Origin of the sequence: Natronorubrum sp. A-ect3, from assembly GCF_041821125.1 — an archaeon.
Taxonomy (GTDB): domain Archaea; phylum Halobacteriota; class Halobacteria; order Halobacteriales; family Natrialbaceae; genus Natronorubrum; species Natronorubrum bangense.
In genome coordinates, this window is record NZ_JBGUBB010000001.1 from 445,897 (window position 1) to 469,722 (window position 23,826).

The 23,826-nt window shown below is 61.7% G+C and carries 27 protein-coding genes; 16 read left to right on the plus strand and 11 right to left on the minus strand.

Annotation, left to right across the window (positions count from 1 at the left end; translation table 11 throughout):
• Positions 1–94: 94 nt before the first annotated feature.
• Entirely contained in the window at positions 95–940 is an 846-nt protein-coding gene (locus ACERJA_RS02275; RefSeq protein ID WP_373606685.1) for a universal stress protein, read from the minus strand.
• A gap of 361 nt (positions 941–1,301) precedes the next feature.
• Between ACERJA_RS02275 and ACERJA_RS02280 the strand changes: the two genes are divergently transcribed.
• The 8 genes from ACERJA_RS02280 (at position 1,302) to ACERJA_RS02315 (ending at position 8,268) form a co-directional block, all read left to right on the plus strand.
• Positions 1,302–1,448 carry a hypothetical protein gene (locus tag ACERJA_RS02280; RefSeq protein ID WP_006068055.1) on the plus strand — a complete coding sequence of 49 codons (147 nt, stop codon included), beginning with the start codon at positions 1,302–1,304 and terminating at the stop codon, positions 1,446–1,448.
• A gap of 3 nt (positions 1,449–1,451) precedes the next feature.
• Complete coding sequence (locus ACERJA_RS02285; RefSeq protein ID WP_373606686.1) at positions 1,452–2,477, plus strand: sulfite exporter TauE/SafE family protein; 1,026 nt, start codon at positions 1,452–1,454, stop codon at positions 2,475–2,477.
• 73 nt (positions 2,478–2,550) lie between these two features.
• Complete coding sequence (locus ACERJA_RS02290; RefSeq protein ID WP_373606687.1) at positions 2,551–4,404, plus strand: cation:proton antiporter; 1,854 nt, start codon at positions 2,551–2,553, stop codon at positions 4,402–4,404.
• 550 nt (positions 4,405–4,954) lie between these two features.
• Positions 4,955–5,104 carry a hypothetical protein gene (locus ACERJA_RS02295; RefSeq protein WP_006066843.1) on the plus strand — a complete coding sequence of 50 codons (150 nt, stop codon included), beginning with the start codon at positions 4,955–4,957 and terminating at the stop codon, positions 5,102–5,104.
• Between the two features lie 310 nt (positions 5,105–5,414).
• Entirely contained in the window at positions 5,415–5,819 is a 405-nt protein-coding gene (locus ACERJA_RS02300; protein ID WP_373606688.1) for a helix-turn-helix domain-containing protein, read from the plus strand.
• A 339-nt stretch (positions 5,820–6,158) separates the two neighbouring features.
• Positions 6,159–6,590, plus strand: a complete 432-nt coding sequence (locus tag ACERJA_RS02305; RefSeq protein WP_373606689.1) for a helix-turn-helix domain-containing protein — start codon at positions 6,159–6,161, stop codon at positions 6,588–6,590.
• Positions 6,591–6,874: 284 nt separating this feature from the next.
• Complete coding sequence (gene trxA / locus ACERJA_RS02310; protein WP_373606690.1) at positions 6,875–7,237, plus strand: thioredoxin; 363 nt, start codon at positions 6,875–6,877, stop codon at positions 7,235–7,237.
• Complete coding sequence (locus tag ACERJA_RS02315; protein ID WP_373606691.1) at positions 7,234–8,268, plus strand: NAD(P)/FAD-dependent oxidoreductase; 1,035 nt, start codon at positions 7,234–7,236, stop codon at positions 8,266–8,268. The genes trxA and ACERJA_RS02315 overlap by 4 nt, the downstream gene beginning before the upstream one ends.
• Before the next feature lie 256 nt (positions 8,269–8,524).
• On the opposite strand, the gene ACERJA_RS02320 is transcribed toward ACERJA_RS02315, so the two are convergent.
• Positions 8,525–8,965, minus strand: a complete 441-nt coding sequence (locus ACERJA_RS02320; protein WP_006066836.1) for a pyridoxamine 5'-phosphate oxidase family protein — start codon at positions 8,963–8,965, stop codon at positions 8,525–8,527.
• Positions 8,966–9,140: 175 nt separating this feature from the next.
• On the opposite strand from ACERJA_RS02320, the gene ACERJA_RS02325 reads away from it, so the two are divergent.
• The 4 genes from ACERJA_RS02325 to ACERJA_RS02340 all read left to right on the plus strand — a co-directional run bounded on the left by ACERJA_RS02325 (position 9,141) and on the right by ACERJA_RS02340 (position 12,318).
• Positions 9,141–9,953, plus strand: a complete 813-nt coding sequence (locus tag ACERJA_RS02325) for an SDR family NAD(P)-dependent oxidoreductase (RefSeq protein ID WP_006066835.1) — start codon at positions 9,141–9,143, stop codon at positions 9,951–9,953.
• A 72-nt stretch (positions 9,954–10,025) separates the two neighbouring features.
• Positions 10,026–10,463 (plus strand): universal stress protein, encoded by a 438-nt coding sequence (locus ACERJA_RS02330; RefSeq protein WP_373606692.1) that lies wholly within the window; start codon positions 10,026–10,028, stop codon positions 10,461–10,463.
• 196 nt (positions 10,464–10,659) lie between these two features.
• Positions 10,660–10,908: a YgaP-like transmembrane domain gene (locus tag ACERJA_RS02335; RefSeq protein WP_373606693.1), complete on the plus strand. Its 249-nt coding sequence runs from the start codon at positions 10,660–10,662 to the stop codon at positions 10,906–10,908.
• Positions 10,909–11,436: 528 nt separating this feature from the next.
• Positions 11,437–12,318, plus strand: coding sequence for a universal stress protein (locus ACERJA_RS02340; protein ID WP_373606694.1), 882 nt, complete (start codon positions 11,437–11,439; stop codon positions 12,316–12,318).
• A 22-nt stretch (positions 12,319–12,340) separates the two neighbouring features.
• Here the strand turns inward: ACERJA_RS02340 and ACERJA_RS02345 are convergent, their stop codons facing one another.
• Both ACERJA_RS02345 and ACERJA_RS02350 read right to left on the minus strand, forming a co-directional pair.
• Positions 12,341–13,087 carry a class I SAM-dependent methyltransferase gene (locus tag ACERJA_RS02345; RefSeq protein WP_373606695.1) on the minus strand — a complete coding sequence of 249 codons (747 nt, stop codon included), beginning with the start codon at positions 13,085–13,087 and terminating at the stop codon, positions 12,341–12,343.
• Positions 13,084–13,473 carry a DUF2267 domain-containing protein gene (locus tag ACERJA_RS02350; protein ID WP_373606696.1) on the minus strand — a complete coding sequence of 130 codons (390 nt, stop codon included), beginning with the start codon at positions 13,471–13,473 and terminating at the stop codon, positions 13,084–13,086. Before ACERJA_RS02350 ends, ACERJA_RS02345 begins: the two co-directional genes overlap by 4 nt.
• 150 nt (positions 13,474–13,623) lie before the next feature.
• Between ACERJA_RS02350 and ACERJA_RS02355 the strand changes: the two genes are divergently transcribed.
• Positions 13,624–14,085: a universal stress protein gene (locus tag ACERJA_RS02355; RefSeq protein ID WP_373606697.1), complete on the plus strand. Its 462-nt coding sequence runs from the start codon at positions 13,624–13,626 to the stop codon at positions 14,083–14,085.
• Between the two features lie 13 nt (positions 14,086–14,098).
• On the opposite strand, the gene ACERJA_RS02360 is transcribed toward ACERJA_RS02355, so the two are convergent.
• The 5 genes from ACERJA_RS02360 to ACERJA_RS02380 all read right to left on the minus strand — a co-directional run bounded on the left by ACERJA_RS02360 (position 14,099) and on the right by ACERJA_RS02380 (position 17,382).
• The gene (locus ACERJA_RS02360; RefSeq protein ID WP_373606698.1) at positions 14,099–14,524 is read right to left on the minus strand and encodes a universal stress protein; all 426 of its coding nucleotides are present in this window, start codon (positions 14,522–14,524) and stop codon (positions 14,099–14,101) included.
• A gap of 75 nt (positions 14,525–14,599) precedes the next feature.
• On the minus strand, positions 14,600–15,064 hold the full coding sequence (locus ACERJA_RS02365) for a universal stress protein (RefSeq protein ID WP_373606699.1): 465 nt from the start codon (positions 15,062–15,064) through the stop codon (positions 14,600–14,602).
• A 115-nt stretch (positions 15,065–15,179) separates the two neighbouring features.
• Positions 15,180–15,605, minus strand: coding sequence for a universal stress protein (locus tag ACERJA_RS02370; RefSeq protein ID WP_373606700.1), 426 nt, complete (start codon positions 15,603–15,605; stop codon positions 15,180–15,182).
• Between the two features lie 185 nt (positions 15,606–15,790).
• Positions 15,791–16,573: a 3-oxoacyl-ACP reductase family protein gene (locus ACERJA_RS02375; RefSeq protein WP_373606701.1), complete on the minus strand. Its 783-nt coding sequence runs from the start codon at positions 16,571–16,573 to the stop codon at positions 15,791–15,793.
• An 80-nt stretch (positions 16,574–16,653) separates the two neighbouring features.
• Entirely contained in the window at positions 16,654–17,382 is a 729-nt protein-coding gene (locus ACERJA_RS02380) for an SDR family NAD(P)-dependent oxidoreductase (RefSeq protein ID WP_373606702.1), read from the minus strand.
• A 103-nt stretch (positions 17,383–17,485) separates the two neighbouring features.
• Here ACERJA_RS02380 and ACERJA_RS02385 point away from each other — a divergent pair, with 103 nt between their 5' ends.
• From ACERJA_RS02385 to ACERJA_RS02395, 3 genes are all read left to right on the plus strand, one after another.
• A complete protein-coding gene (locus ACERJA_RS02385) occupies positions 17,486–18,649 on the plus strand; it encodes a thiolase domain-containing protein (RefSeq protein ID WP_373606703.1) in 1,164 nt (387 codons plus the stop codon).
• A gap of 2 nt (positions 18,650–18,651) precedes the next feature.
• Complete coding sequence (locus ACERJA_RS02390) at positions 18,652–19,023, plus strand: Zn-ribbon domain-containing OB-fold protein (protein WP_373606704.1); 372 nt, start codon at positions 18,652–18,654, stop codon at positions 19,021–19,023.
• A gap of 187 nt (positions 19,024–19,210) precedes the next feature.
• Positions 19,211–22,021, plus strand: a complete 2,811-nt coding sequence (locus ACERJA_RS02395) for a cation-translocating P-type ATPase (RefSeq protein ID WP_373606705.1) — start codon at positions 19,211–19,213, stop codon at positions 22,019–22,021.
• A 156-nt stretch (positions 22,022–22,177) separates the two neighbouring features.
• Here ACERJA_RS02395 and ACERJA_RS02400 read toward each other — a convergent pair whose 3' ends face one another.
• On the minus strand, positions 22,178–22,390 hold the full coding sequence (locus tag ACERJA_RS02400; RefSeq protein WP_373606706.1) for a hypothetical protein: 213 nt from the start codon (positions 22,388–22,390) through the stop codon (positions 22,178–22,180).
• A 114-nt stretch (positions 22,391–22,504) separates the two neighbouring features.
• A complete protein-coding gene (gene fer, locus ACERJA_RS02405) occupies positions 22,505–23,740 on the minus strand; it encodes a ferredoxin Fer (RefSeq protein ID WP_373606707.1) in 1,236 nt (411 codons plus the stop codon).
• Positions 23,741–23,826: the final 86 nt, after the last annotated feature.

A 23,826-nucleotide genomic window follows, 5' to 3' on the forward strand; every position in this document is an offset into this window, starting at 1 on the left:
TTTGGATACAAGACCATACGGCCATCCGTGATCGGACCGGGTGAGAAAGGCGACGTCCGTGTGCCGTCACAAACGAGACGACTGTAAGGTAGTCTTACGCTGTTCGCTCCGGTGGCACGAGCATCACGTTCCCGTTTGCGCGGGCAACCAGATCCTCGGAGACGCTGCCCAGCAACAGCCGGCGCAGTCGGCTGTGTCCGCGCGAGCCAACGAGGGTCGTCGTCGGTTCGTACTCGGCTTCGGCAGCGAGGATCTCGTCGGACGGGTCGCCCTGACGGGTTTCCGTCCGTGTCTCGAGTCCCCATTCCTGGAGCTGGCCCGCAAGTTCGGCCAGCTGTGCTTCTGGATCTTCGCCCTCCGGAAGCCCCGGATCCTTCGGCGTTTTGACGTGGACCAGCGTCGCCTCCTGGGCCGCATGACGCAGATATGAGAACGCCTCGAACGCCTGCTCGGCGTTCTTCGAGAAGTCCGTCGCGTACAGCATCCGCTGGAAGAGATGTTTCCGGACCATGCTCGGCTCGTCGGTCTCGCGTTCGATGCGGTTGACCAGCAGCGGCGTCACTGTCGTTCGAGAGAGGTTGCGCGCGGTCGAGCCAATCACCCGGTTCTCGAGGGGGCTTTTCCCGCGCGAGCCGACGACCGTCAGGCTCGCGCCGATCGTCTCCCCGATACCTCGAATCCGCCGGTGAGGTGTCCCACGGACGACGTGGGTCTCGACGTCGAAGCCAGCGCCCTCGATGACCTGCTCGTAGCGACCGAGCGCCTTTCGACGGCGTTTTTCGAAGTCGATACCGGGCATCCCGGCGTGGACGTTCGACGGCACCACTGTCACCAGATGGATCTCCTCGATGCCGATCCGACCCAGACACGCGAGGCCGGTTTCGTTCTCGATTGTCGCCTCGCTCGCCGCGGACAAATCAGTTGCCAGCACTGCTTTCATACCCGTCGTAGGTGCCGACGGTATAATATTGTTTGGATGACCCAATATCAACTCTGATGAACGCGCTCGAAACCCCAGATCAGTGAGTCACTTAGCTGGTGTGAGCTCGACGAATCTCACTCGAGTTCGGCTACTCATTCACGCCGTGTCGGTGGAGCGCGCGATGTGCCGGCGTAGTCGTCCCGCTCGAGCCCATATATTTAGAAAACTTATGCGAATATTTCCGTAGGATAGCTATGAGATAGTTCGCAGTAATATTGTGCGCCAGTCCCAAAAGCGTTATACGGTCTTCACGAGTAGAGAGTAGTGAGCAACAATCCATGATCCGTACACAACTGGGTTCAAACGGGGGGCGATACGCGTGATCGAATTTAGCGCGTACTCCCCACTCGTACAGGCAACACTCCTCGTCGGTGTCGTCTTCCTTCAGGCAGTTGTCCTCTACGTGGGCTACGGTGCCGTAGAGCGAGTCGCAACGCCACTGATCGAAACGATCACGGACGCATAACCGATGGAGCTACTAGGACTCAGCTTGCCGCTGTTGCTGTTGTTCGTGAGCTTCGGCTTCATGGTCGGGGTACTGTTCGGCTTCTTCGGAATGGGGGGGTCCTTCCTGATCACCCCGACGCTACTGATCCTCGACTACCCTGCGTCGGTTGCGATCGGGAGCGGACTGGCGTTTTACTTCGGGACCTCCGTGATCGCCGTGTTGAAACACTACGATGTCGGCCAGGTCGACTACAGGCTCGGCGCGATCCTGTTTGTCGTTCTCTCGGTCGGGATCGAACTCGGCAGTCGGCTCGTGTTTGGCCTCGAGGCGTTGGGGATCGCCAACCTCGTCACGGGTGTCGCGTACGTGGTTTTGCTGGCCGGGATCGGTGCGCTGTTCCTGCGCCGAGCTTCCAACCTCGATGCCGATGACGACGAGGCGGACGATGTCGACGATGACGAGATTCCACCAGTCGCACAGAAGATTCAGTCGTACAACGTGCCGCCGATGATCTCGTTGACCTCTGGCGGACGGGCCTCGGTGTGGACGATCTCCGGAGCGGGCGGCGGTGTCGGCCTCATCTCGGGGCTAATCGGCGTCGGCGGCGGTTTCATCCGTATGCCCGCAATCTACTATCTGATCGGGACGCCGTTGACGGCCGCTGTCGGGACGAGCCTGTTCGCCGGGCTGTTCTCGGGTGCGTTCGGGACGTTCACCTACGGGATGTCCGGCAGCGTCGACCTGACGGTGGTCTCACTGCTGTTAGTCGGGAGTGCGCTCGGAGCCAGAATCGGTTCAGCGGCGACGACAATGGTCGAAGAGGACGACGTGATCATCTACTTCGGGCTCATGATGCTGTTCGCCAGCGCCGGCATCGCGCTCAGCGAACTCGCCAACTGGCTCGGAACGGACGCGCTCGATATCGTGAGCGTCCTCCTGCTCGTCGGTTCGTCGTTTTTCGTCGCACTGATGATTCTCTATCAGGTCGTTCAGTCGGTCAACACGCGCGAATCGAACGCACACGTCACCCCAGACGGTGATGACTGATGACGTCGGCGAACGACCCGTACAGAGCCAGAACGGGGGTTTACCTGCTTGGCTCGCATATACGTAGTTGTCCGTGAGTCTCATTGCGATCGTCGCACTCGTTCTGGCACTCGGTGTTGCCTCCCGCGTTCTCGCCGACCGACTGCGGATCCCGAGTGTCCTCTTTCTGATCTTCGCCGGGATCGCGATCGGCCCCGAACTGCTCGGCCTCGTCTCCCGGGAGACGTTCGGTGATGGACTCCCGGCAATGGTCGGCGTCAGCGTCGCGATTATTCTCTTCGAGGGCGGCTACCACCTCCGCCTCGAGAAACTGCGGGAGAGCCCGACGGCGCTGTTCCGGCTCACCACCGTCGGCGCAGCGATCACCTGGCTCGGGACGGCTGCCGCCGTCGTCGTCTTCCTCGACACCGGTATCGAGGTCGGTCTGCTGGTCGGCGCGTTGCTGATCGCGACCGGGCCGACAGTGGTTGGCCCGATCTTGCAGGTCGTCACCGTTCGTGACCACGTCGCTGCTGTCCTCGAGGGAGAAGGGATCATCAACGACGTCACGGCGGCGATCCTGGTTGTCGTCGTCTTCGAGGTTCTCGTCGCTGGAAACGGCACACCGGCTGCGCTCGTCAGTTCGTTCGCGATACGGCTGTTCATCGGGCTGGCAGTTGGCGCGCTCATCGCCGGCGCCGTGTGGCTGGTGATCAGCCACGTGCAGTCCAGACCCCGTGCAGCGCCGCTGCACGCGCGGTTGATCGTTCTCGCTGGAATCATCGTCGCGTACGCCGGAGCCGAACTGATCGCCAGCGAGACGGGGATCGCCGCCGCTGCGATGGCCGGCTTCGTCCTCGGCAACGTCGACCTCCCCCACCACGAAGAGGTGATCGACTTTCTCGATGACCTCTCGGTCGTCGTGCTCTCGTTTATCTTCGTCGCGTTGGCGGCGCTGATCGACTTCGCAGATATTCTCGCACTCGGACTGGCCGGTCTCGCAATCGTCGCCGCGATCACGGTGGTGCTCCGGCCGGCAGTCATCTATCTCTCGACGACAAACGAGCGCTTTACGCACAACGAACGGCTTTTTCTCAGCGCCGTCGGCCCGCGCGGGATCATCCCCGCCAGCGTCGCGACGCTGTTTGCCGTCGAGTTGCAGGCACTCGGTCAGCCACAGGAAGCCCAGCTGCTTGCTGGGACCGTCTTCCTGATCATCTTCGCGACGGTCGTCCTCCAGGCCGGCCTCGCACGACAGATCGCGAACTACCTCGAGGTTTCACCAATGCGCACACTCATCATCGGCGGGGGACGGGTCGGTCTCTCCCTCGCAGAACGGCTCGAACAGGACGGCGAAAACGTACTCCTCATCGACACCGACCCCGACGCGGTCGAAAAGGCCCGCAAGCGCGGGCTGCGAGCAATCGAAGGCGACGGCACTGACGCCGACGTCCTCGAGCGTGCCGGCGCATCGGACGCGAAAACGGTTATCGCGACCTCGCCGGACGACGACGTCAACCTACTGGTCTGTCAGCTCTCGAAGACGACCTTCGGCGTCGACAAGATCGCCTCTCGGGTCAATCAACCGGACAACGTCGACGCCTTCGAGTCGCTCGGTGTCCGGGCGATCGATCTCTCGATGGCGACGGCGTGGTCACTCGAGAACGTCCTCGAACGGCCGTCGCTGTCGGCGTGGATGAACGAACTCGGTCGAACCGGCGACGTCCAGGAGATCGAGGTCACGGCGACGGATCTCGTCGGAAAGACGATCGCCGAGCTCAACGCCGAGATTCCGGACGGCTGTATCGTCGGCTTGCTCACCCACGATGACGGGACGACAGAGGTTCCAACCGGAGACCACGAACTACAGGATGGCGACCGGGTCACGTTCCTCGGCCAGACGGATGCCGTCGACCGTGCTGTCAAGCGATTCCACCCACACGACTAGCCGTTCGGACGTCTCAGTTTTTCATAACATCTGCATGATGCGGTCGTGGTCCCGCCTCGTCTGTATCCCGCGTTCTGTCTGACAGGCGAGTCCCCACTGACGACTGTCGACCGTCTGTCGGCTGTCACACTTTGCCTCTGGTCTGCCTTCCCGAGTGCCAGTATTGCGGCCAAAATGCAAAACAAGGGTTGGGATACGGTGCTCGAGTGCTGTCATACTCATCGCTCACTCTTTCTGCTCTCGTCTATCGTCCGTTCCGTCGCCGCTGTCGCCATCGAGGTCGGGCTCGTCACTCATTCTCCCGAGTCGACTATCTCGGCAGACGGGACGTTTCAGCACTCAAGACGCGCGCGCGACGCGCTTGGGACGCTGCTCAATCCCTACTGTATCTGTATAACGTACACAAATACATGCGTGGGTTAGCGGTAGGATAGGACACAATAATATTGTGCAATATTCCCAAAAATGTTATGCACACACTGCTGGTAGACGCTACTGAGTAGTTTCCCATGACCCTCACACAACCGAAACGGAACAGAGGTCGACACGCATGATCGACTTCGCAGCCCTCTCCCCAGCAGCCCAAGCAGGCGTGCTCGTCGGTGCCGTCCTCGTCGAGGCAGTCGTCCTCTACGTCGGCTACGGCGCACTCGAGCGGGTCGCAGCACCACCGGTCATCGAGACGATCAAGAACACGTAAATCGAACTCTTTGGCATCGGACTCACGCTGATCGTGTTGTTCATCGGGTTCGGCTGTATAATCGGCGTGTTGTTCGGCTTCTTCGGGATGGGAGTGCTGAGCACAGTCGGCTTTGCACTGATTCTGCTCTCGGCGCTGCTGTTCGTGGGGCCGTGATCTACAGTGCGGCCAAAGCGATGCGAGTGGCGTCAAAAACGGCGGCAGCGATGGCAGAGAGAGACGTTGCTCGAGTACCGACGACGGCAGATCGTCATTGCACAATATTCACACAACCCTTATATCACCGGGATCCGTAGCTAGACACAGTAACATGGCAAATTCGATGACGGAGCAACTTCAACAAGACATGGCTTGCGAGGGGTTGTTGGAGTGTATCCACGGTCTCAAACAGCTGGACAAGGAGTGCTTTCAGGTGATGGTCGAAAACGATGAGCCCCTGACGATCGACGAGGTCGCCGAACAGGTCGACCGCGAGCGATCCACCGCGTACCGGTCGATCCAGCGACTGCTCCAGAGCGGCTTCATCCAGAAAGAACAGATCAACTACGAACAGGGCGGCTACTACCACGTCTACTCTCCAACCGATCCGTCCCAGATCGCAAACGACATGCAGCGGATGTTGAACGACTGGTATGCGAAAATGGGACAGCTCATCCAGGAGTTCGAAGACAAGTACGAACAGGTCGATGACGGACAAGTTCCCGCCGAGAGCTAATCGTCACACATCTGGGACCGTCCGTCTGTGACAGCGCCATCCCGTTGTTCGGTCAGTAATTCTCTGTTTGCGAAGCCACGAACGGCCACGGCGACTCAGCACACAGCAGTCGTTTGAGGCGGGCTCAACTGTCTGGAGGCTGCTTGCTTGGCGTGAGACGCCATACTCGCGCTGAACGAGTTAGAGCAAGAACGCACGGCGACACCGTCTGTTCTGGCCTCTCGAGTCCGAGTTTGTCGGTTCCCATTGGTGAACGCGACGGTTACTACTGTGTGGGCGGTATTGTGGATTCTCTACAAAATCCTTATGCCCATGCGGGGCATCCTCTCTTGTAGAACAATGGCGGACTCAATGGCCGAGCAACTCCAGCAGGAGATGGTGTGTGAAGGATTGTTGGAGTGTATCCACGGCCTCAAACAGCTTGATAAGGAGTGTTACCGGGTGTTGGTCGAGAGCGATGAGCCGCTGACGATCGACGATGTGGCAGAGCGAGTCGATCGCGAACGGTCGACCGCGTACCGATCGATTCAGCGACTGCTCCAGAGTGGCTTCATTCAGAAAGAACAGGTCAACTACGAACAGGGTGGCTACTACCACGTCTACGCTTCGACTGACCCGTCCCAGATCGCAAACGACATGCAGCGGATGTTGAACGACTGGTATGCGAAGATGGGACAGCTCATTCAGGAGTTCGAAGACAAATACGAGGATGTCGACGACAGCGCGACCGACGACGGTGCAACTACGGTCGAAAGCTATAGTAACAACTGAAACGATGGACACACAGACCGTATTTTTCGGCCGATGGCTCCTCACCAGTTCGGCCGTCCGACAGCCGGGTTTGCAATGGCTGTGAAAGACTCCCGGAAATAATTGGGTGTTTCTGCGGGCGATGCAGTAGCTCACTCCGCTCGCTGATCGCTAAGATCGCCATATTTAGGCGTTGTGTGACAGTATAGATCACACCTACTGAAATGTCGGTCTCCCCTTCTCGATTACCGTATTGTACAATATACACAAAACCTTTAAACAGCTCGGGCTCGTAGCAACTGATGATGGCAACTGATGCACACAGCGGCTCACCCGGACAGTCCCCTGACGAACCCGTCCATATCGAGAGCGAAAGCCACCTCGAGGACGTTGTCAACGACTACGACGTCGTTCTTGTAGACTTCTTTGCGACGTGGTGTGGCCCGTGCCAGATGCTCGAGCCCGTCCTTGAAGGGCTGGCAGACGAGACTGACGCCGCAATCGCGAAAGTCGACGTCGACGAACTCCAGCAGCTCGCTGGCACCTACGGCGTCCGCGGCGTGCCGACGCTCGTCCTCTTCGCCAACGGTGAGCAGGCCGAACAGCACACCGGTGCGCTGCCGGCAGACCGATTGCGTGACATGATTGAGGGATACACCAGCGAATGAACGACACAGCACTCTCCGAGACCGTTCACGACGTCGTGATCGTCGGCTCCGGCGTCGCTGGCCTCTCGGCCGCGGTCTATGCCGCACGAGCCGATCTCGAGCCGATCGTGCTCGAGGGGCCAGAGCCAGGCGGCCAGCTCACGCTGACGACCGAAGTCGAAAACTACCTCGGCTTCCCCGAGGGGGTCGGCGGGATGGAGCTGATCCAGCGCGGGAAAGAACAGGCCCAGCGGTTCGGTGCCGAGTTCGTCCACGGCGCTGTCGAGCGTGCGGCCCTCGAGGAGCGGCCGTTCGCTCTCGAGCTTTCGAACGGCGACACGCTGGAAACGCAGGCGCTGATCGTTGCAACCGGCGCGAGCGCTCGCTGGGTTGGCGCCGAGAACGAAGACGAGCTCATGGGCTATGGCCTCTCGACATGTGCAACCTGTGACGGCGCGTTCCACCGCGGCGACGACGTCCTCGTGATCGGTGGTGGCGACAGCGCGATGGAGGAATCACTCTTCCTCGCGAAGTTCGCCGATAGCGTCACCGTTGTCCACCGTCGTGACGAGCTGCGTGCCTCCGATATCATGGCGCGTCGCGCCCGCGACCACGACCAGATCGAGTTCCGCTGGAACACGGAACTGCTCGAGATCCACGGCTCCCGAGACGACGGTGTCACCGGTGCGACGCTGGTGAGCCACCCCGACGGTCGCCCAAAAGAGAAGCTGGATTCGGGCGAAGACGTCGAGCACGAGGACGTCGACGTCGGCGGGATCTTCTACGGCGTCGGCCACGTCCCGAACACGACGTTCCTCGAGGACACCGCCGTCGACCTCGACGACGAGGGCTATCTACAGACCCTCGAGGGAATGACGACCGAGACCGCAGTCGATGGCGTCTTCGGTGCGGGTGACGTGATGGATCCCGACTATCGACAGGCAGTTACGGCTGCCGGAACGGGAAGCATGGCCGCACTCGATGCGGAAAGCTGGCTCGAGGAACAGGCAGTCGAGTCCGAGGCCGCTGTCGCCGTCGAGGCGGACGACTAACCCGCTCGAGTCGCTTGCTACGTTTCACTAGTTCTCTATATACGATATTCTGATGGGTTCTGGGTACCTGTCTACCGGCGCCGTCCATTTTTGTGAACGGCTTTCGTTTCAAAACGTCCCGAAATCGACCGTTTCTGGACTCTACTCGAGTGATCCTCCACGTCTCGAAGTGTGTCTTCTCGAGAACTGTTTCCTGATAACCACCGATACTATTGTGTGATATGTCAAAAACCACACTAGAAACCATGATGTGTGTTCACGTGGTTTCCTTTCGACCGCTGATCTCGTCCGGTTCGAGCTGGAAGTCGTGGAACGTGATCTCCGATCGCGGCCGGTCGAACACCTCGACGGCTGGGATATCGACCGCCCACATGCCCTGGACGGCAGCCGACTCGTGTGGGAGTTCGGTGAGTTCCTCGAGCGTGCCGGTGGCGACGACGCTGCGCCAGCCCTCGTCCGTTTCGTCGTAGGTGACGAACGATACCGGGTTATCGATAAACGACTCTTTCGAACTGCTCGGTGGGAACGAGAGCCGAAAGTAGAACGTTTCGGCGTCGTCGTAGTAGCCGTACGAAACCGGGAGCGACGCTGGCGGCTCGTCCCCATCCCGCGTAAACGAGAGCACGCCGATACCGCCGGTTCCCAGGAACTCGTCTCGCTCCTGTGCTGACAGCTGCACCCAGCGAAGACCTGTCATACATTATGCGTACAGGTCGGAGTGAGAAAAGGTTCAGTTACAGCGATCCGGAGTGTCTTCGAAAGCTGGCAAACGGCGTCCAAACCATGTTCGTTCGGACTGAGTTAGTGGTCCGCTTGAGCACGTGCGAACGCTGCGTATCTTTATGCTATTGTGTGACGAACTACCATAGATCATGGTAGAACGAACCTCACTCGATGGAGCAGTCTCGATCGTTACTGGCGCAGGTGGCGATATTGGCACTGGGATCGCAATGGAACTGGCGTCCGCCGGCAGCGACATCGTCATCGCCGATGTGGACGTCCTCGAGACGGAGTACAATCAGCAGTCCTCGGAGGAGGTCGGCGGTGCGACGCACGCACAGGAGGTCGTCGAACTGATCGAAGACCAGGGACAGCGAGCCCACGTTATCGAGTGCGACGTGACTAAACCGGAGCAGGTCGATGCGATGATCGAGGAGACCGTTTCGGAGTTCGGGAAACTCGATCTGCTCGTGAACAACGCGGGCGTCATCACCGTCACGCCCATCGAGGAGATGGCGGACGCCGAGTGGGATTCGATCATGGATGTGAACGTCAAAGGGGTCTTTCTCGCCTCCAGAGCCGCCATTCCCCACCTTCGAGAGTCGGAGGGAAGTATCCTCAACACGGCCTCAATCGCCGGCTCCATCGGCGCTGCCGGGCTTGGACACTACTGCGCATCGAAACACGCCGTGCTCGGCCTGACGAAGTCGCTCTCGCTCGAGCTCGCACCGGACGTGACGGTCAACGCAATCTGTCCGGGCATCGTCCAGACGCCGATGTGGGAAGACGTGTTGACACCTGAACTCGATGAGCCTTATGAAGAAACGATCGAGCGAGTCATCCCCATGGAGCGCGACCAGACGCCGGAGGATATGGGTCGAACGGTGGTCTTCCTGGCGGAGAACCGAAACATCACCGGTCAGGCGATCACCGTCGACGGCGGCATCCTTCAGAACGTTATCTGATCGCCGTCTCGTTTCGCGTGTCCATCTCGAATCAATAAACACTATTTTGGTATCACACCGTATCGTTCCAGTATGACGAAACACGTTCTGGTGCCGATCGATGGCTCCGAATCGTCCTGGGATGCGTTAGACTATGCGTTCGAACAGTACGACGGCGAGCAAATCACCGCCTTGCACGTCGTTGATCCAGCCGAGAGCGTTTACGCGGGTTCTGAGGGTGGCGCCTACGACAGCACCGCGTTCGATCACACGCTCGAGCGCGGCGAAGAGCTCTGTGAGCAGGCCAAAGCCCGACTCGAGGACGGTGAGTACGCCGACTCGACGGTGCTCGAGACGACCGTCGAACCTGGCCGCCCGTCCCAGACGATTCTTGAGGTGGCCGATGACCGAGATGTCGATCACATCATCATGGGCAGCCACGGTCGGTCTGGTCTCTCTCGAATACTGCTCGGTAGCGTCGCCGAAACGGTCACCCGCCGAGCAGCGGTGCCAGTGACGATCGTTCGATAGCAGCGTCTCGACAGGCCGACTCGGTCACTCACGCCACCCACCAAGCGAACACGCGTGAATGGGGACGGTCTGAGACCCAATTGCGACACGTATTTCGGACGAGGGCACGAAAATCGGTCATGAAATTCGGAATGTGTTCCGTTCGAACGCTTCGGGTGGCGCCGTATCGAGACGGTAGCTGGACGATGTGGTCGTCGTGAAGAGAAACGTTGGCGAGACGGAGAAGACGGTCCGACTTCTCGGTGGACTCGTGTTCGTCGGCGTATCGATGGCGACCGTTGCTTTCGGCGAGTCGCTTGGAACCGACATACAGGGCCTCGTCGCCGCAGCGACGTTACTGGTCGCAGCGGTGCTATTGGCGTCTGCAGGTGCACAAACGTGTCCGGCAAATTATGTGCTGGGAAGAGATACCTACGGCGGCGACCGATCCGAAGATGACGCCTGATCGGCGCGGTCTCTATAGTAGCCACTGCACGTCACTGCACACCTGATCGCACGACGGGAGCGCGGTTCGGAGCGTACGCGGTTCGGAGCGTACGCGGTTCGGAACGAACGACGTGAGTGAGAACCGCGGAAAGTGAACGGGGAGGAACGACCCGTGAACGAACGACGTGAGTGAGAACCGCGGAAAGTGAACGGGGAGGAACGACCCGTGAGCGATCACTGGAGCGAGAACCGCACTCTGGCGAGCGGGGAACGACGTGACCCGTGAGCTGTGCGATCAGTGTGTAACTCGTTGCAGTTGTTTATAGGTCGGGAGAGCAGCGCGTTTTGCGTCTCGACAGCTCGCGTCTTCGTCTATAACAACTGAACCGATAGACACCGACACAGAGCCGTCGTGGGATGCAGTGTGCAGCAAATCGATGGCTCCTGTACCCCCCTCGACATCGAATGGTGAGTCTGTGGCTTCGGATTTATAGCCGACGCCGTGGAACGGTGGATCGGTGGGTCGCTATTCGCCACCGTATCCCCCATGCCACAGCACGTTCTCGTTCCACTCGACGGCTCAGACCACAGCTTCGCCGGCCTGGAGTACAGTCTGGCGTCATTTCCGGACGCCACACTCACCGCCGTTTTCGTCGTCGATCCCACACACGACGCGACTGTCGGTACTTCCGAGTCGACACGTGACCGCGCTGAAGACGACGGCGAGCGAGTGCTCGACCGCGCAGTCGACCGCGCTGAGGCGGACGGGCGTGAGCTTCGGACACAGCTTCGAACCGGCACGCCGCACACAGAGATCCTCGCGGTCGCAAGCGAAACCGACGTCGATCACGTCGTGCTGGGGAGCCACGGCGAGTCGCCGATCAAACGGCCGTTCCTTGGCCACGTCAGCGAGGCCGTCGTCCGGCGCGCACCAGTCTCGACGACCGTCGTCCCCGAGACGGCGGCTGCCGTTCGCGACCGCGAACTACCCGGCTCGATTCGGGTCCCAGTCGATGGCTCGGAGCAGGCCGAAGCCGCACTCGCCTACGCCCTCGAGACGTTTCCCGACGCCACACACACGGCTCTCCACGTCCAGGAGCTCCCATTCGACCGTCCGCGATCGGAGATCCAGGGAACGTATCTCGAGGAGACGCTGCGCAGTTACGAAGAACGCAGCGCGGAGATCCTCGAGGCAGCGACGGCGCTCGCTGACGACCGCGGGATGACACTCGAAACCGAGACTGCGGCTGGGAAGCCGGCACAGGCGATCGTCGACGACGCTGACACAAACGACTACGACCAGATCGTCATGGGCAGTCATGGACGATCGCTTGCGGATCGACTTCTCACAGGGACCGTTGCAGAGCGAGTTGCTCGACGGTCACCACGGACGGTCACGCTCGTTCGAGGGGCGCCGGTGGAGGACTGATTCAGCCACCCCGTGGCAGTGATTACGGCTCGAGTCGACAGCGAACGATTTCGACCGGGAACACCCAGACCGTCTCCTCGCGTGTGTCGTCGATCCGAAACCCGGCCTCACGAAGCGTGTCACGAACGTAGATCGGGCGACAGTCGGCGTACGTTGGGGCCAGCGTGCGAACTGACTCGTACAGCCACGTCGCCGGCCCATCGCCACGGCGGGACAGCGAGACGACACAGAGTCGGCCGCCGGGCGCGAGCACGCGCTGCCACTCTCTGAGCACGGCCAGCATCTCGGGTGTGTCGAACAGTTCGAGGACGAAGCTCACGAACAGCGCGTCGAAGGCGTCGTCTTCGAACGGCAGCGTCGCGGCGTCGCCTCGTACCACGACGCCGTGGTCGAGTCCAGCGTCGGCAAGTGTGGTCCTCGAGACACGACACATACCCGCCGCGAGATCGATCCCGACAGCAGTCCCGCCGGGACCGACGGCGTCTGAAAGCGCAACGAGCGCAGTGCCGGTTCCACAGCCGACATCGAGGACGCGTTCGCCCGGCCTGGCATCGAGGAGGTCGACACCTGCTGCTCGCGCTGGTTCTTCGAACGGGTCGGCGAACGTCTCGTACCAGCGGCTGATCGCGTCGTACCAGTCTCTGGCAGCTTCTTTTGGCCGAGAGACGCGGCTGATCGGCCCCGGTGGTGTCTCACCTGTGGTTCCGTCGACACTGGTACTCGAGGGCGACTCGCTGCCGGTCGCTGGTGGCTGCTCGTCGGTGGTCACTCCCCAGCTGCCTCGAGCAGCTCGAAGAGCGGGTCGAAGTCTTCGGGCAGCTGATCATCGATTTTCTCGAGATTCCCTGCCGGAACGACCTCGCTGATGACGACCATGAGCTGCTGGGCGTGGTAGTTGGCGTCGGCCCGGTCGATGTTCTCGCGTTCGGCGACCCGATCGAGAAACTCCTGGTAGTCGAATCGCTGTCCGTGTTCAGCTTCCGTCAGATAGCGATCGATCTCCATCGGGAGCGGGCTGGCGAGGTCGGTCGCTTCCCCTTCCTGCAGGCGCTCACCGAGCGTGGTCAGGACGGCTCTGGTCGCCCGTACGGCCTGTCCGAACTGTCCGTACTCGAGTCTGTGCTGCACCTGGCCGATGAATTCCTTGTAGTTCATCTCGGGACACCGGGTGTACACCAACGGTCCAGATAAAAGCCTCATGTTGGGAGATCAACAATCCCCGTTTCGAGATCGGTCGACGGATGCGAGGCGCACTCTGGGATCTGTTGCATAGTCTTTTGAGACTACGTGAAGTACAAGAAGGTGATGTCCCGCCAACTACTCGTTCCAGTCGACGGTTCGCCGCTGTCGAAGCAGGCACTCGAGTACGCGTTCGAACACCATTCTGACGCGGCTATCGTTGCACTCCACATCGTCGATCCGTCGGAGCCGGGCTACAGCTCTGCAACCCCTGTCGACGTCAGAAACGAGCCACCCCACGGTTCAGAAGAGTGGTACGAACGAGCTGCCGAGGAAGAAGAACAGGTCTTCGATGAAATTCGTGAACTGGCAGCCGAACACGACGCCGATCTCACGACCGAAAGCAAGACCGGTGATCCCGCCCGTGAGATCATCGACTACGCCGAAGAGCACGACATCGACGGAATCGTCATGGGTGGGCACGGACGCACGGGACCGTCCCGGCTACTGCTTGGCAGCGTCACGGAGCTGGTCGTCGCCCGCTCACCAGTGACCGTGACCGTCGTTCGCAACGCGGCCGAGCAGTGAGTGGCTAGCGTCGTTATCGCACGACCGTCACCGGAACGTTCGCGCGCTTGACGACGAGTTCGGCCGTACTGCCCATCCGCGCTTCCGCGACGTTCCCCCGGCCACGACTCCCGATGACGATCCCATCGACGTCCGTCTCCTCGACGGCGGCAACGATCGTCTGTGCCGGCGAGCCGACTGCAGTCTCGGTCTCGATCGTTAAACTCTCCGTATCGATCTCCTCGAGTGCGTCTTCAAAGAGATCGGTTGCCCCAGCGTGTTGTTCCTCGAACCACTCTTCGGTCAGCGGTGGCAGTCGGTCTTCCTCGGGCGTCAGTTCGAACGGATCGATCGCATGAAAGAGCACGAGCCGCGCGTTCGGAAACGTCTCGAGAGCGTACTGTAATGCATCCTGTGCGTGTGGCGAGCCGTCGTGTGCGACGAGAATTGATCGCGACATGGTCGTATCCCACTGTTCGAGAGAGGCTATAGTAAACCTAGTCGACAGTCAACGGGAGGAGGCAGTTGAACGCCGTCACTCGTCGTCGCTGACGGTGGCGTCCGGAACGACGAGGACAGGCACCGTCGCTGTGCGGACGACCTGATCGGCCGTACTGCCGAGTAGCGCTTCCGTAACTGCACCACGACCGGTTCGGCCAAGGACGATCTGATCGATGTCGTGTTCGGCAGCGTACGTGATGATTTCCTCGGCAGGCCGGCCACGTCGAACAGCCCCGGTAACGTCGATGTCGTGGTCGTCGGCACTCGCAGCGAGGTCTGCAACGAGTCGCTGTTTTATATCCTCGAGTTCGTGGACGTCATCGATGCCAAACGCCAGCGGGCTGGTGGTGGTGTCCATAACCGTCAGCACGTGAACGACTGCAGTTTCTCGCTCGGCGATCGCAAGCGCGCGCTTGAGAGCTGCCTCGGCGGCGTCGCTCCCGTCGGTCGGGACCAAAATCGAACGGATGGAATCGTCAGTGGGATCTGTCTGCGCCATGGTAATTCGTGCTAGCGGTAGCGTCTACCTTCATAAGACACTGTCGGCCGTACTCAGCGTGTAACCGGCGTCGTGGCTCGTGTCGATATTCCGCCTGCGATTGCCACATCAAGTGCTACCGGACGATGACGACGGGAATCGGTGAGCGGCGAACGACAGACTCCGCGACGCTGCCGAGGAGCACCCGTGAAACGCCTTCTCGGCCGTGGCTCCCGATGACGATCATGTCATACGCCTCCGTCTCCGCGTGATCGACGATTTCCCGTTCCGGTTTCCCCGTCGCGACCTCGGTGTCGAGTGTCCGGTCGTACTCTGCCGTGTCGTCGACCGCTTCCTCGAGCACGTCCTGGCCGCGTTCACGGGCCCGTTCGATGTCGGCAGTTCTGTGTTCGTCGTCCTCGAACGCAGCCCAGTAGCCTTCGGGCAGCGGGACGACGTGAAGCGCGGTGACCGAGGCGTCGGGAAACGTCTCGAAGGCGTACTCGAGGGCATCCGCTGCGGGCGCCGAGCCGTCGTAGGGGACGAGGATGCTGTCGCTCATAGAGCCCAGTACACCAGCAGCCGACATAATACCACCCGCGCGGTGGCTCACACTGAAAACGGGAATGGCACGTCTCTGGTGACACCATCGCAGCCACTGAACGTCACTGCACACGCATCGCACAGTAGTCGTGCGATGCGTGCGCACATCGGTTCAGTTGTTGGGATAGCTGCCGAGAGATGCCCCTACCACTCCATGCCGCCGTTGATTCCCATGACCTGCCCGGTCATGTAATCCGCGTAGTCGCCGGCGAGGAATCGCACCATGCCGACGATGTCTTCTGTCTCGGCGAACCGATTCAGTGGAATATCCTCTCGGATCTGATCACGCACGCGATCAGGGACCTTCTCGAGCATGTCGGTCTCGGTGAAGCCGGGGGCGACACAGTTTGCCGTCGAGTCGTGTCTGGCGAGTTCGAGAGCGATCGTCCGGGTGAAGGCGATGAGGCCGCCTTTCGACGTGGCGTAGTTGGCCTGCCCGTAGTTGCCCTGCTGGCCGACGACGCTCGAGATGTTGATCAGCCGTCCCTGGTCGGCCGTTTTGATGTCGTCGTAGAACGCCTTGGTGCAGTTGAACGTCCCGTTCAGGTTGACCTCGATCACTCGGCTCCAGTCCTCGTAGGTCATCTCCTCGAACTTCCGGTCGATCGTGATGCCGGCGTTGTTGACGAGGACGTCGACCGAGCCGAGTTCGTCGTGGACCTCCTCTGCCATCCGGGCGACGTCGTTCGGATCGGAGACGTCGGCACCGACGGCGATCGCCGTCTCGTCGTTCGCTTCGATTCGGTCCGCCACCTCCTGGGCCTTCTCGTCGGAACTGCGATAGTTCACGATGACATCCGCGCCACAGCGGGCGAACTCGAAGGCGATATCCCGCCCAATCCCGCGCGAGGAACCGGTGACGAGACAGGTCTTATCCGCGAGCGGCCGACGATCGAGGGGCTCTAATCGCTGGATTGATTCAGACATACGGATGGCGCTACACCGTCTACCATGTTAATCTTGTGTCCGCCTCGCATAGACTGCCTTGCCCGTGCCCCGTGAGGACCTCAGAACGCCGTCCAGCCGCCGTCGACCGGAATATTCGCCCCAGTGATGTACGACGCCTCATCAGAGGCCAGGAACGCGGCCATGGGGGCAATCTCCTCCGGTTGCCCGTGGCGATCCATCGGCGTCTTCTGCTCGAGGTAGTTGTAGAAGCGCTCGTCCTCGAGTAAGTCCTCGGTCATCGGTGTTTCGACGAAGCCCGGACAGATGCTGTTGACGCGGACGCCCTCGGTGGCGTAATCGATCGCCACCTGCTGGGTGAAGTTGACGACACCACCTTTCGCCGCGGAGTAAGAGGCCGCGCCTTTGCCGCCGACCAGGCCGTAGATCGAGCCCAAGTTAATGACACAGCCGTTGGACTCCTTGAGGTGGGGCAACGTGGCCTTCGTGCCGTGCATCACGCCGTCGAGGTTGGTCTCGACGACGGCCCGCCACTCCTCGAGATCCATCTCTTCGACGGAGGTCACGCTCGCGATGCCGGCGTTGTTTACCATCACGTCGAGGCCGCCGTGGGTGTCGACGGTCTCCTCGATCAACGTCTCGACCTGCTCGTAGTCGGTGACGTCGCAGTGACTGAACTGGCAGCCGATCTCCTCGGCGGCTGACTCGCCGTTGTCCTCGTCGACGTCGGCGATGACGACAGTCGCTCCGTCGTCGACGAAGCGTTCGGCGATTGCCTTCCCGATACCGACGGCTCCGCCAGTCACGATTGCGATCTGATCTTCGAGCATCGCCCCCTCCCTACACCGAAGTCGAATAAATGGGTTTGTGTCTGTCGGCAAAGCAACCGGTTCCTGTGGGTATTAACCATCGGACCGTGGTAGCGGTCGGCGCATGACCGTTCAGATCGCTGGCGTGGCCAGCACCGAGTTCGGCGAACACACCGATTCGTCGACCCGAGAACTGTTTACCGACGCCGCCCTCGAGGCGCTCGAGAACGCCTCGCTGTCGGCCGGAGACATCGAGGAACTGTATGCCGGCAACTTCATCGGTGATCTCACCGACGATCAGGCCCACGTTGGGGCGATGCTCGCCGACTATCTCGGCGCGCGGCAGGCAGCCTCCATGCGAACGGAGAGCGCGTGTGCTTCGGCGAGTTCGGCCGCTCGGTCGGGCGTGCAGGCGATCGAATCCGGCGATGTCGACGTCGCACTCGTCGGTGGCGTCGAGATGATGTCCGCAAGCAGCCTCGAGAAGGTGACCGACGCGCTGGCCAACGCCGCGGACAACGAGTACGAAAACGAGGCCGGACTTACGTTCCCCGGCATCTACGCGCTGATGGCCCAAGCGTACATGAGCGAGTTCGACGTTACCGAGGACGAACTCGCCGCAGTCGCCGTCAAGAACTACGAAAACGGCGTATCAAACCCTCTCGCCCAGCGACAGACGGAGACCGACGTCGAGAGCGTACTCGACAGCCCACCCGTCGCGACTCCGTTGAATCTGCAAGACTGCTGTCCGATCACCGACGGAGCCAGCGCAGCGGTCCTCGTGAGCGAGTCGTTCGCCGACGACCACGGCCTCGAGACGACCGTCGAGTTCGCCGGGAGCGGGCAGTCGAGTGACTCGCTGGCGCTCCAGGATCGGCCGGAGCTGGCGCGAACGCGAGCCGCCGAACGGGCTGCCGAGGACGCCTACGAACGGGCTGGGATCAGTCCCGGCGACGTCGACGTGGTCGAACTCCACGACTGTTTTACGATCGCAGAGATTCTCGCGATCGAATCGCTCGGCTTCTTCGAGCGCGGCGAGGGTGCCCGTGGCGCGGTCGAGGGCGAGACGGCCGTCGACGGCCGCATCCCAATCAACACCTCCGGTGGCCTGCTCGCGAAAGGCCACCCGGTCGGTGCGACCGGTGTCGCCCAACTCGTCGAAATCACGAAACAGCTCGAGGGACGACATCCGAATCAGGTCGATGATCCGACCATCGGGCTCACACACACGGTCGGCGGCAGCGGCGCGAGTTGCGTTGTCAACGTCCTGCGGACAGGGGGTGCATAATCATGCAGCCATGGTTCGTCGACTTCGCTGAAGGAATCGACGACGGCAACCCGATCTACCTCTCCTGTGCGGAGTGTGGATCGAGCGTGTTGCCACCGCGGACGGTCTGTCCCGAGTGTGGAACCCGGACGCTCGAGGAGCGGTCGCTCTCCGAGACGGCGACGGTGACGGCCTCGACGACGATCTTCAGTTCGATCCCGAAATTCGCCGATGAGACGCCGTACACCGTCGTCATTGCAGCCTTCGACGAAGGTGTGCAACTCACCGGCCAGCTCCGGGAGACGGACTCGATCGAGCCCGGTGAGACGGTTGCGGTCGACGTTGAGGAACGCGGCGACGACGAGTGGCTCATCACGTTCTCGCCGACCGACTAAGACTGACTCTCTCGGGACCACGAGCCGTCCTGCGAGCCTGCCGGAACGCACGGGCAGTCGACCCATACGAGCCCGCGGTCGACACGATTTCGTCCGTCGTTCCGGAGCTGTCGCAATATTTGCAGCCAATTCCCGGCTGCTGGGGATTGCGACTAAGTACTCTGCGCCTGTCACCAATCATATACACGTGTCACGGACAGAACAATACGAGCGAACCGAGCCCACGTCGGACCGTGACTGGCACTCGCGGTCGCTCGAGGACGTATATTCGGACCTCGAAACGTCGACGCGAGGGTTGGATTCAAGCGACGCACGCGAGCGTCTCGAGCGCGAGGGGCCGAACGAGATCGAAGCCGAGGAAGGCATCTCGCCGCTGCAGATCTTTATCGATCAGTACAAGCCGGCGTTGATCTGGGTGCTCATCGTTGCGGCAGCGGTGATGGCCTTCGTCGGGCATACGATCGACGCCGGAGTGATCGCCGGTGTCGTCATTTTCATCACGATCTTTGGCTTTCTCCAAGATTACCGCGCCGAACAGAGCATCCAGGCGCTCAAGGAGATGTCGACGACGTACGCACTCGTCAGACGCGGCGGCGAGAAGACCGAACTCGACGCCACGAAGCTCGTCCCCGGCGACATCGTCTTTGTCGAGTCGGGGGATATCGTCCCAGCAGACGCCCGGCTCATCGAAGAATCCAATCTGAGCGTCGACGAGGCGGCGCTGACGGGCGAGAGCGTCGGCGTCTCGAAGGAGGTCGGCGAGGTCGACACGGAGACCTCGCTCGCCGAGCGGGAGAACATGCTGTACAAGGACACCGTCGTCGAGCGTGGCTCCGGCACGGCGGTCGTTGTCGAGACCGGCCCCGAATCCGAGATTGGCCAGATTGCGACCGCGCTCGAGGAAGCCGAAGAGCGCGATACGCCGTTTCAGGCGGAGATGGATCGGCTGGGAAAACTCATCGCTCTCGGTGTGATCGGCATCGTCTCGATCATCGCGATCACGGAACTCGTGATCGGCGACACGCCGCCGCTGCAGGTCTTCCTGACGGCAGTCGGGATCGCCGTCTCGGCGGTGCCCGAAGGGCTGCCCGCAGTCGTCACTCTCTCGCTTGCCCTCGGTGCGCGTCGGATGGCAGACCAGAACGCGCTCGTGCGCCGGCTGCCGATCGTCGAGGCGCTTGGCTCGGTCGACGTTATCTGTACGGACAAGACCGGGACGCTCACCGAAGAGGAGATGACTGTCCAGCGGATCGTTGCCAACCGCGAGACCTACGAGGTGACCGGCACCGGCTACGACACCGAGGGCGAGTTTTTACAGGACGATACGCCCGTCGACAGCGACCGCGTCGCGGAGGTGATGCGCTGTGGGATGCTCTGTAACAACGTCGACGTCGGCACCCGCGAGCGAGACGCAGACGACGGTGACAGCGACGCTGGCGATGCCGGCGCTGGCGAACGAACGTATCTCGGCGACCCCACCGAGATCGCGCTGTTCGTCGCCGCACAGAAAGCCGGCTTCGACCACGACGAACTCGACGAGGCCTACCCCCGGCTCGGCGAGGTCGATTTCACCTCCGCACGAAAGCGGATGACGACCGTCCACGAGACGCCCGACGGCGGGACCGTCGCCTACATGAAAGGCGCACCAGAGACAGTCATCGAGCGCTGTGACCGCGAACTCGTCGACGGCGAGTTCGTCGACCTCACCGACGAACGCCGCCAGGAACTCGAGGCACAGAACGAGTCGTTCGGCGAGGACGCCCTGCGCGTGATGGGCTTTGCCTATCGGCCCGACGTGCCCGAATCTCAGGTTCAGGACCCGGATGAGGATCTCGAGCAAGAAATGGTCTTCCTTGGCCTGCAAGGGATGCTCGATCCGCCCCGGCCGGAGGTCCCGGGCGCGATCGAAGGCTGCCTGGACGCTGGCATCAACGTCGTGATGATCACCGGCGACAACGCCGTCACGGCGCGGGCGGTCGGCAAGGAGGTCGGCCTGCGATCGACGCGTGTCGTGACGGGGCCCGAACTCGAGGAGATCAGCGACGAGGAACTGCGTGAGATCGTCGACGACGTCGACATCTTCGCCCGCACCTCGCCGGAGCACAAGACACGCATTCTCAAGACGCTCCAGGCGAAAGGCCACACGGTTGGCATGACCGGCGACGGGGTCAACGATGCGCCCGCGGTCAAGAACGCCGACGTCGGCATCGCGATGGGGATCCGCGGCACGGACGTCACCGAACAGGCCTCCGACATCGTCCTGCTGGACGACAACTTCGCGACGATCCGGGACGCCGTCAAAGGCGGTCGCCGGATCTTCGACAACGTCCGCAAGTTCGTCAACTACCTCTTATCGGGCAACGGCGGCGAGGTGACGATGATCTTTACCGGAACGCTCGCCGGACTCGGACTCGTGATCACGCCGATTCAGGTGCTCTGGATCAACGTCGTCACCGACGGGATTCCCGCGCTCACGATGGGTGTCGACCCCGCGGCTGACGACGTGATGGAACGGGAGCCGCGACCGCCCGACGAGGGCGTCATCACCGAACGGATCGTCGCCTCGATCGTCGGCATTGCGATCTTCATGACGGTCTGTCTGCTCCCGCTGTTCACGCTGAACTTCTACGGCGAGGTGATCCCGGGGTACGACGTGACGGGGGCGGTGTTCGGCTGGAGTCCTGGCTACGAGGTCGGCCGAGAGCTCGCCCAGACGATGGTGTTTACCGGGTTCGTCGTCTTCGAGATCGTCCGTATCCAGGCGGTTCGGTTCCGATACGGGCTCGGGCTCTTCTCGAACAACTGGCTCGTGGCCGCGGTCGGCATCGCGATCACGCTGCAGTTGCTCGTGCTCTACACCCCGACCGGACAGCTCCTGTTCGACGTTGAGCCGCTCGCGCTCGTCCACTGGGCCCAGATCGGCGTCGCTGCGGTGGTGTTCGCACTGCTGATGGCTGTCTTCGTGAAGGTTCAGGATCGGTACTTCGATCGGTACTGAGTGTCCGACGCCCGTTCGGGCGTCGATCACACTCGAGCATTCGTCGCCTGTGTCGGACGAACCCGATCGATCACCGACCAGTTGCAGACGGTGGCTGAGACGTTCTCGAGGCAGGACGCCGTCGCAAGCAGTCCACTGTCCCGGATCGACACCCCGTCAGAACAGTGTGTCCGGCGGCGTAATGAAGTACGTCAGAAACACGGCGACGACGAGCAGGATGCCGAGAAGCGTATGCAGCCACCGGTTGATCGATCGCCATTTCCCCGCGGGCCCGTACCCGTGTCGATTCGCGAGGATAACGAACCCGCTTATCGCGACGACGACCGTGAGCACGAGCGTTAGCAGCCCCAGCTGGTAGTGGTCGAGCATCTGTGGTGGGTGCTATCACAGCATGGGTGTGAATAAACATAATATAAAACTCACAACGTGTGGCACTCGAAACGATTCGAACGGATCGAGGCTGCGCTTTGTCCCCTCGAGTCGCTACACGACCCGATCTCGCAACTCGTCGAGATGTTTCGCGCCGTAGATCAGTTTGATCGAGTCGCTGGCCGGCGTCCCGACACAGGTCAGCCGGAACCCCTTCTCGTCGACCTCCTCGTCGGAAAGACTTCGCTGGACGTCCATCTCGACCTCGCCCGTTTTCAACACCGCGACGCAGTTTACACAGCCGCCCGCCCGACAGTGGTATGGCCACTCGAGGCCCGCTGATTCGGCCGCATCCAGCAGATACTCGTCGCGCCCCACCTCGAACGTCCCATGCATATCGGCTTCAAGATCGGCCGCGTCGGCGGTTTCGAAGAGTTCGTCGTCCTCGAGCGACCAGCCGCGGTCGTCGACGGCCGCATACGCGAGGTACTCGACGGTCACGGGCTCGGTCCGCGGTGCGCTGAGCCCGATCACTGGGACGCCCGCGAAGCGGACGATGCGTTCGGTCGTGCTCCCGAGGAGATATCGTCGAAGCCCGGTCTCGCCGTGGGTTCCCATCACGATACAGTCGGCGTCGTGCATAGACGCCGTCGCGAGGATTCGCTGGTCGACCCGGCCACTGGGGATCGAGACGTCGACGGCGTCGAGTTCCGACTCCCGAATGCGCCGGATGGCGTCGTCGACGGGCTCGAGGCCGATCTCGTCGGTCTCGTCCGGGTTCGAGACGTCGATCGTCTCCGTTCCGTCCTCGAGCGGACGCTCGTCGCTTACGTGGACGATGTGAAGCCGGCCCCCGGTCTCGGTGGCGAGATCGATCGCGTGCTCGAGGGCGGTCGCCGCGCTGTGGCTCCCATCGGTCGGCACCAGCAGCCGCTCGAGGTCGGCCTCGAGGCTTGTCTCCTCGTGGACCGTCGCGACCGGAACGGGCGACTCCTGTAGCGTTCGCTGGGCGACGCTGCCGAGGAGGAACCGATCGAGGCCGCCCCGGCCGTGGGTTCCCATCACGATCAGATCGATCTCCTGTGTCTCGGCGTACTCGAGGATCTCGCGGTGAACATCACCCTCCAGGTCGCGGATCGATGTCGTCACCTCGAGAGTTCGCGCTGCCGCGCGCTCGGCGAGGTCGTCGACTGCTCGCTCGCCGTCATCATCGCTACCGATGAGCGCGCGCTCGTCGACGTGAACGACGTGCAGCGTCGCATCGAACCGTTCAGCGAGTCGGATCGCGTACGCGCCTGCACTGTCCGCCACCGGGCTTCCGTCCGTCGGCACGAGGACTGTCTCGTACATTTCGCGCCCACTTCCACAGCCGGGCAAAAGTAGTTGTGGCCTGGTCTGAGATCCCGCCACGTGTGACGGTGTCGTGACAGCCGGGG

Bases quoted from the DNA above. Each gene is read 5' to 3' on its own strand.
- ACERJA_RS02275 (WP_373606685.1), bottom strand. From the start codon at position 940: ATGAAAGCAGTGCTGGCAACTGATTTGTCCGCGGCGAGCGAGGCGACA.
- ACERJA_RS02285 (WP_373606686.1), top strand. From the start codon at position 1,452: ATGGAGCTACTAGGACTCAGCTTGCCGCTGTTGCTGTTGTTCGTGAGC.
- ACERJA_RS02295 (WP_006066843.1), top strand. From the start codon at position 4,955: ATGATCGACTTCGCAGCCCTCTCCCCAGCAGCCCAAGCAGGCGTGCTC.
- ACERJA_RS02300 (WP_373606688.1), top strand. From the start codon at position 5,415: ATGGCAAATTCGATGACGGAGCAACTTCAACAAGACATGGCTTGCGAG.
- ACERJA_RS02305 (WP_373606689.1), top strand. From the start codon at position 6,159: ATGGCGGACTCAATGGCCGAGCAACTCCAGCAGGAGATGGTGTGTGAA.
- trxA (WP_373606690.1), top strand. From the start codon at position 6,875: ATGGCAACTGATGCACACAGCGGCTCACCCGGACAGTCCCCTGACGAA.
- ACERJA_RS02315 (WP_373606691.1), top strand. From the start codon at position 7,234: ATGAACGACACAGCACTCTCCGAGACCGTTCACGACGTCGTGATCGTC.
- ACERJA_RS02320 (WP_006066836.1), bottom strand. From the start codon at position 8,965: ATGACAGGTCTTCGCTGGGTGCAGCTGTCAGCACAGGAGCGAGACGAG.
- ACERJA_RS02325 (WP_006066835.1), top strand. From the start codon at position 9,141: ATGGTAGAACGAACCTCACTCGATGGAGCAGTCTCGATCGTTACTGGC.
- ACERJA_RS02330 (WP_373606692.1), top strand. From the start codon at position 10,026: ATGACGAAACACGTTCTGGTGCCGATCGATGGCTCCGAATCGTCCTGG.
- ACERJA_RS02340 (WP_373606694.1), top strand. From the start codon at position 11,437: ATGCCACAGCACGTTCTCGTTCCACTCGACGGCTCAGACCACAGCTTC.
- ACERJA_RS02350 (WP_373606696.1), bottom strand. From the start codon at position 13,473: ATGAACTACAAGGAATTCATCGGCCAGGTGCAGCACAGACTCGAGTAC.
- ACERJA_RS02355 (WP_373606697.1), top strand. From the start codon at position 13,624: ATGTCCCGCCAACTACTCGTTCCAGTCGACGGTTCGCCGCTGTCGAAG.
- ACERJA_RS02360 (WP_373606698.1), bottom strand. From the start codon at position 14,524: ATGTCGCGATCAATTCTCGTCGCACACGACGGCTCGCCACACGCACAG.
- ACERJA_RS02365 (WP_373606699.1), bottom strand. From the start codon at position 15,064: ATGGCGCAGACAGATCCCACTGACGATTCCATCCGTTCGATTTTGGTC.
- ACERJA_RS02370 (WP_373606700.1), bottom strand. From the start codon at position 15,605: ATGAGCGACAGCATCCTCGTCCCCTACGACGGCTCGGCGCCCGCAGCG.
- ACERJA_RS02375 (WP_373606701.1), bottom strand. From the start codon at position 16,573: ATGTCTGAATCAATCCAGCGATTAGAGCCCCTCGATCGTCGGCCGCTC.
- ACERJA_RS02380 (WP_373606702.1), bottom strand. From the start codon at position 17,382: ATGCTCGAAGATCAGATCGCAATCGTGACTGGCGGAGCCGTCGGTATC.
- ACERJA_RS02385 (WP_373606703.1), top strand. From the start codon at position 17,486: ATGACCGTTCAGATCGCTGGCGTGGCCAGCACCGAGTTCGGCGAACAC.
- ACERJA_RS02390 (WP_373606704.1), top strand. From the start codon at position 18,652: ATGCAGCCATGGTTCGTCGACTTCGCTGAAGGAATCGACGACGGCAAC.
- ACERJA_RS02400 (WP_373606706.1), bottom strand. From the start codon at position 22,390: ATGCTCGACCACTACCAGCTGGGGCTGCTAACGCTCGTGCTCACGGTC.
- fer (WP_373606707.1), bottom strand. From the start codon at position 23,740: ATGTACGAGACAGTCCTCGTGCCGACGGACGGAAGCCCGGTGGCGGAC.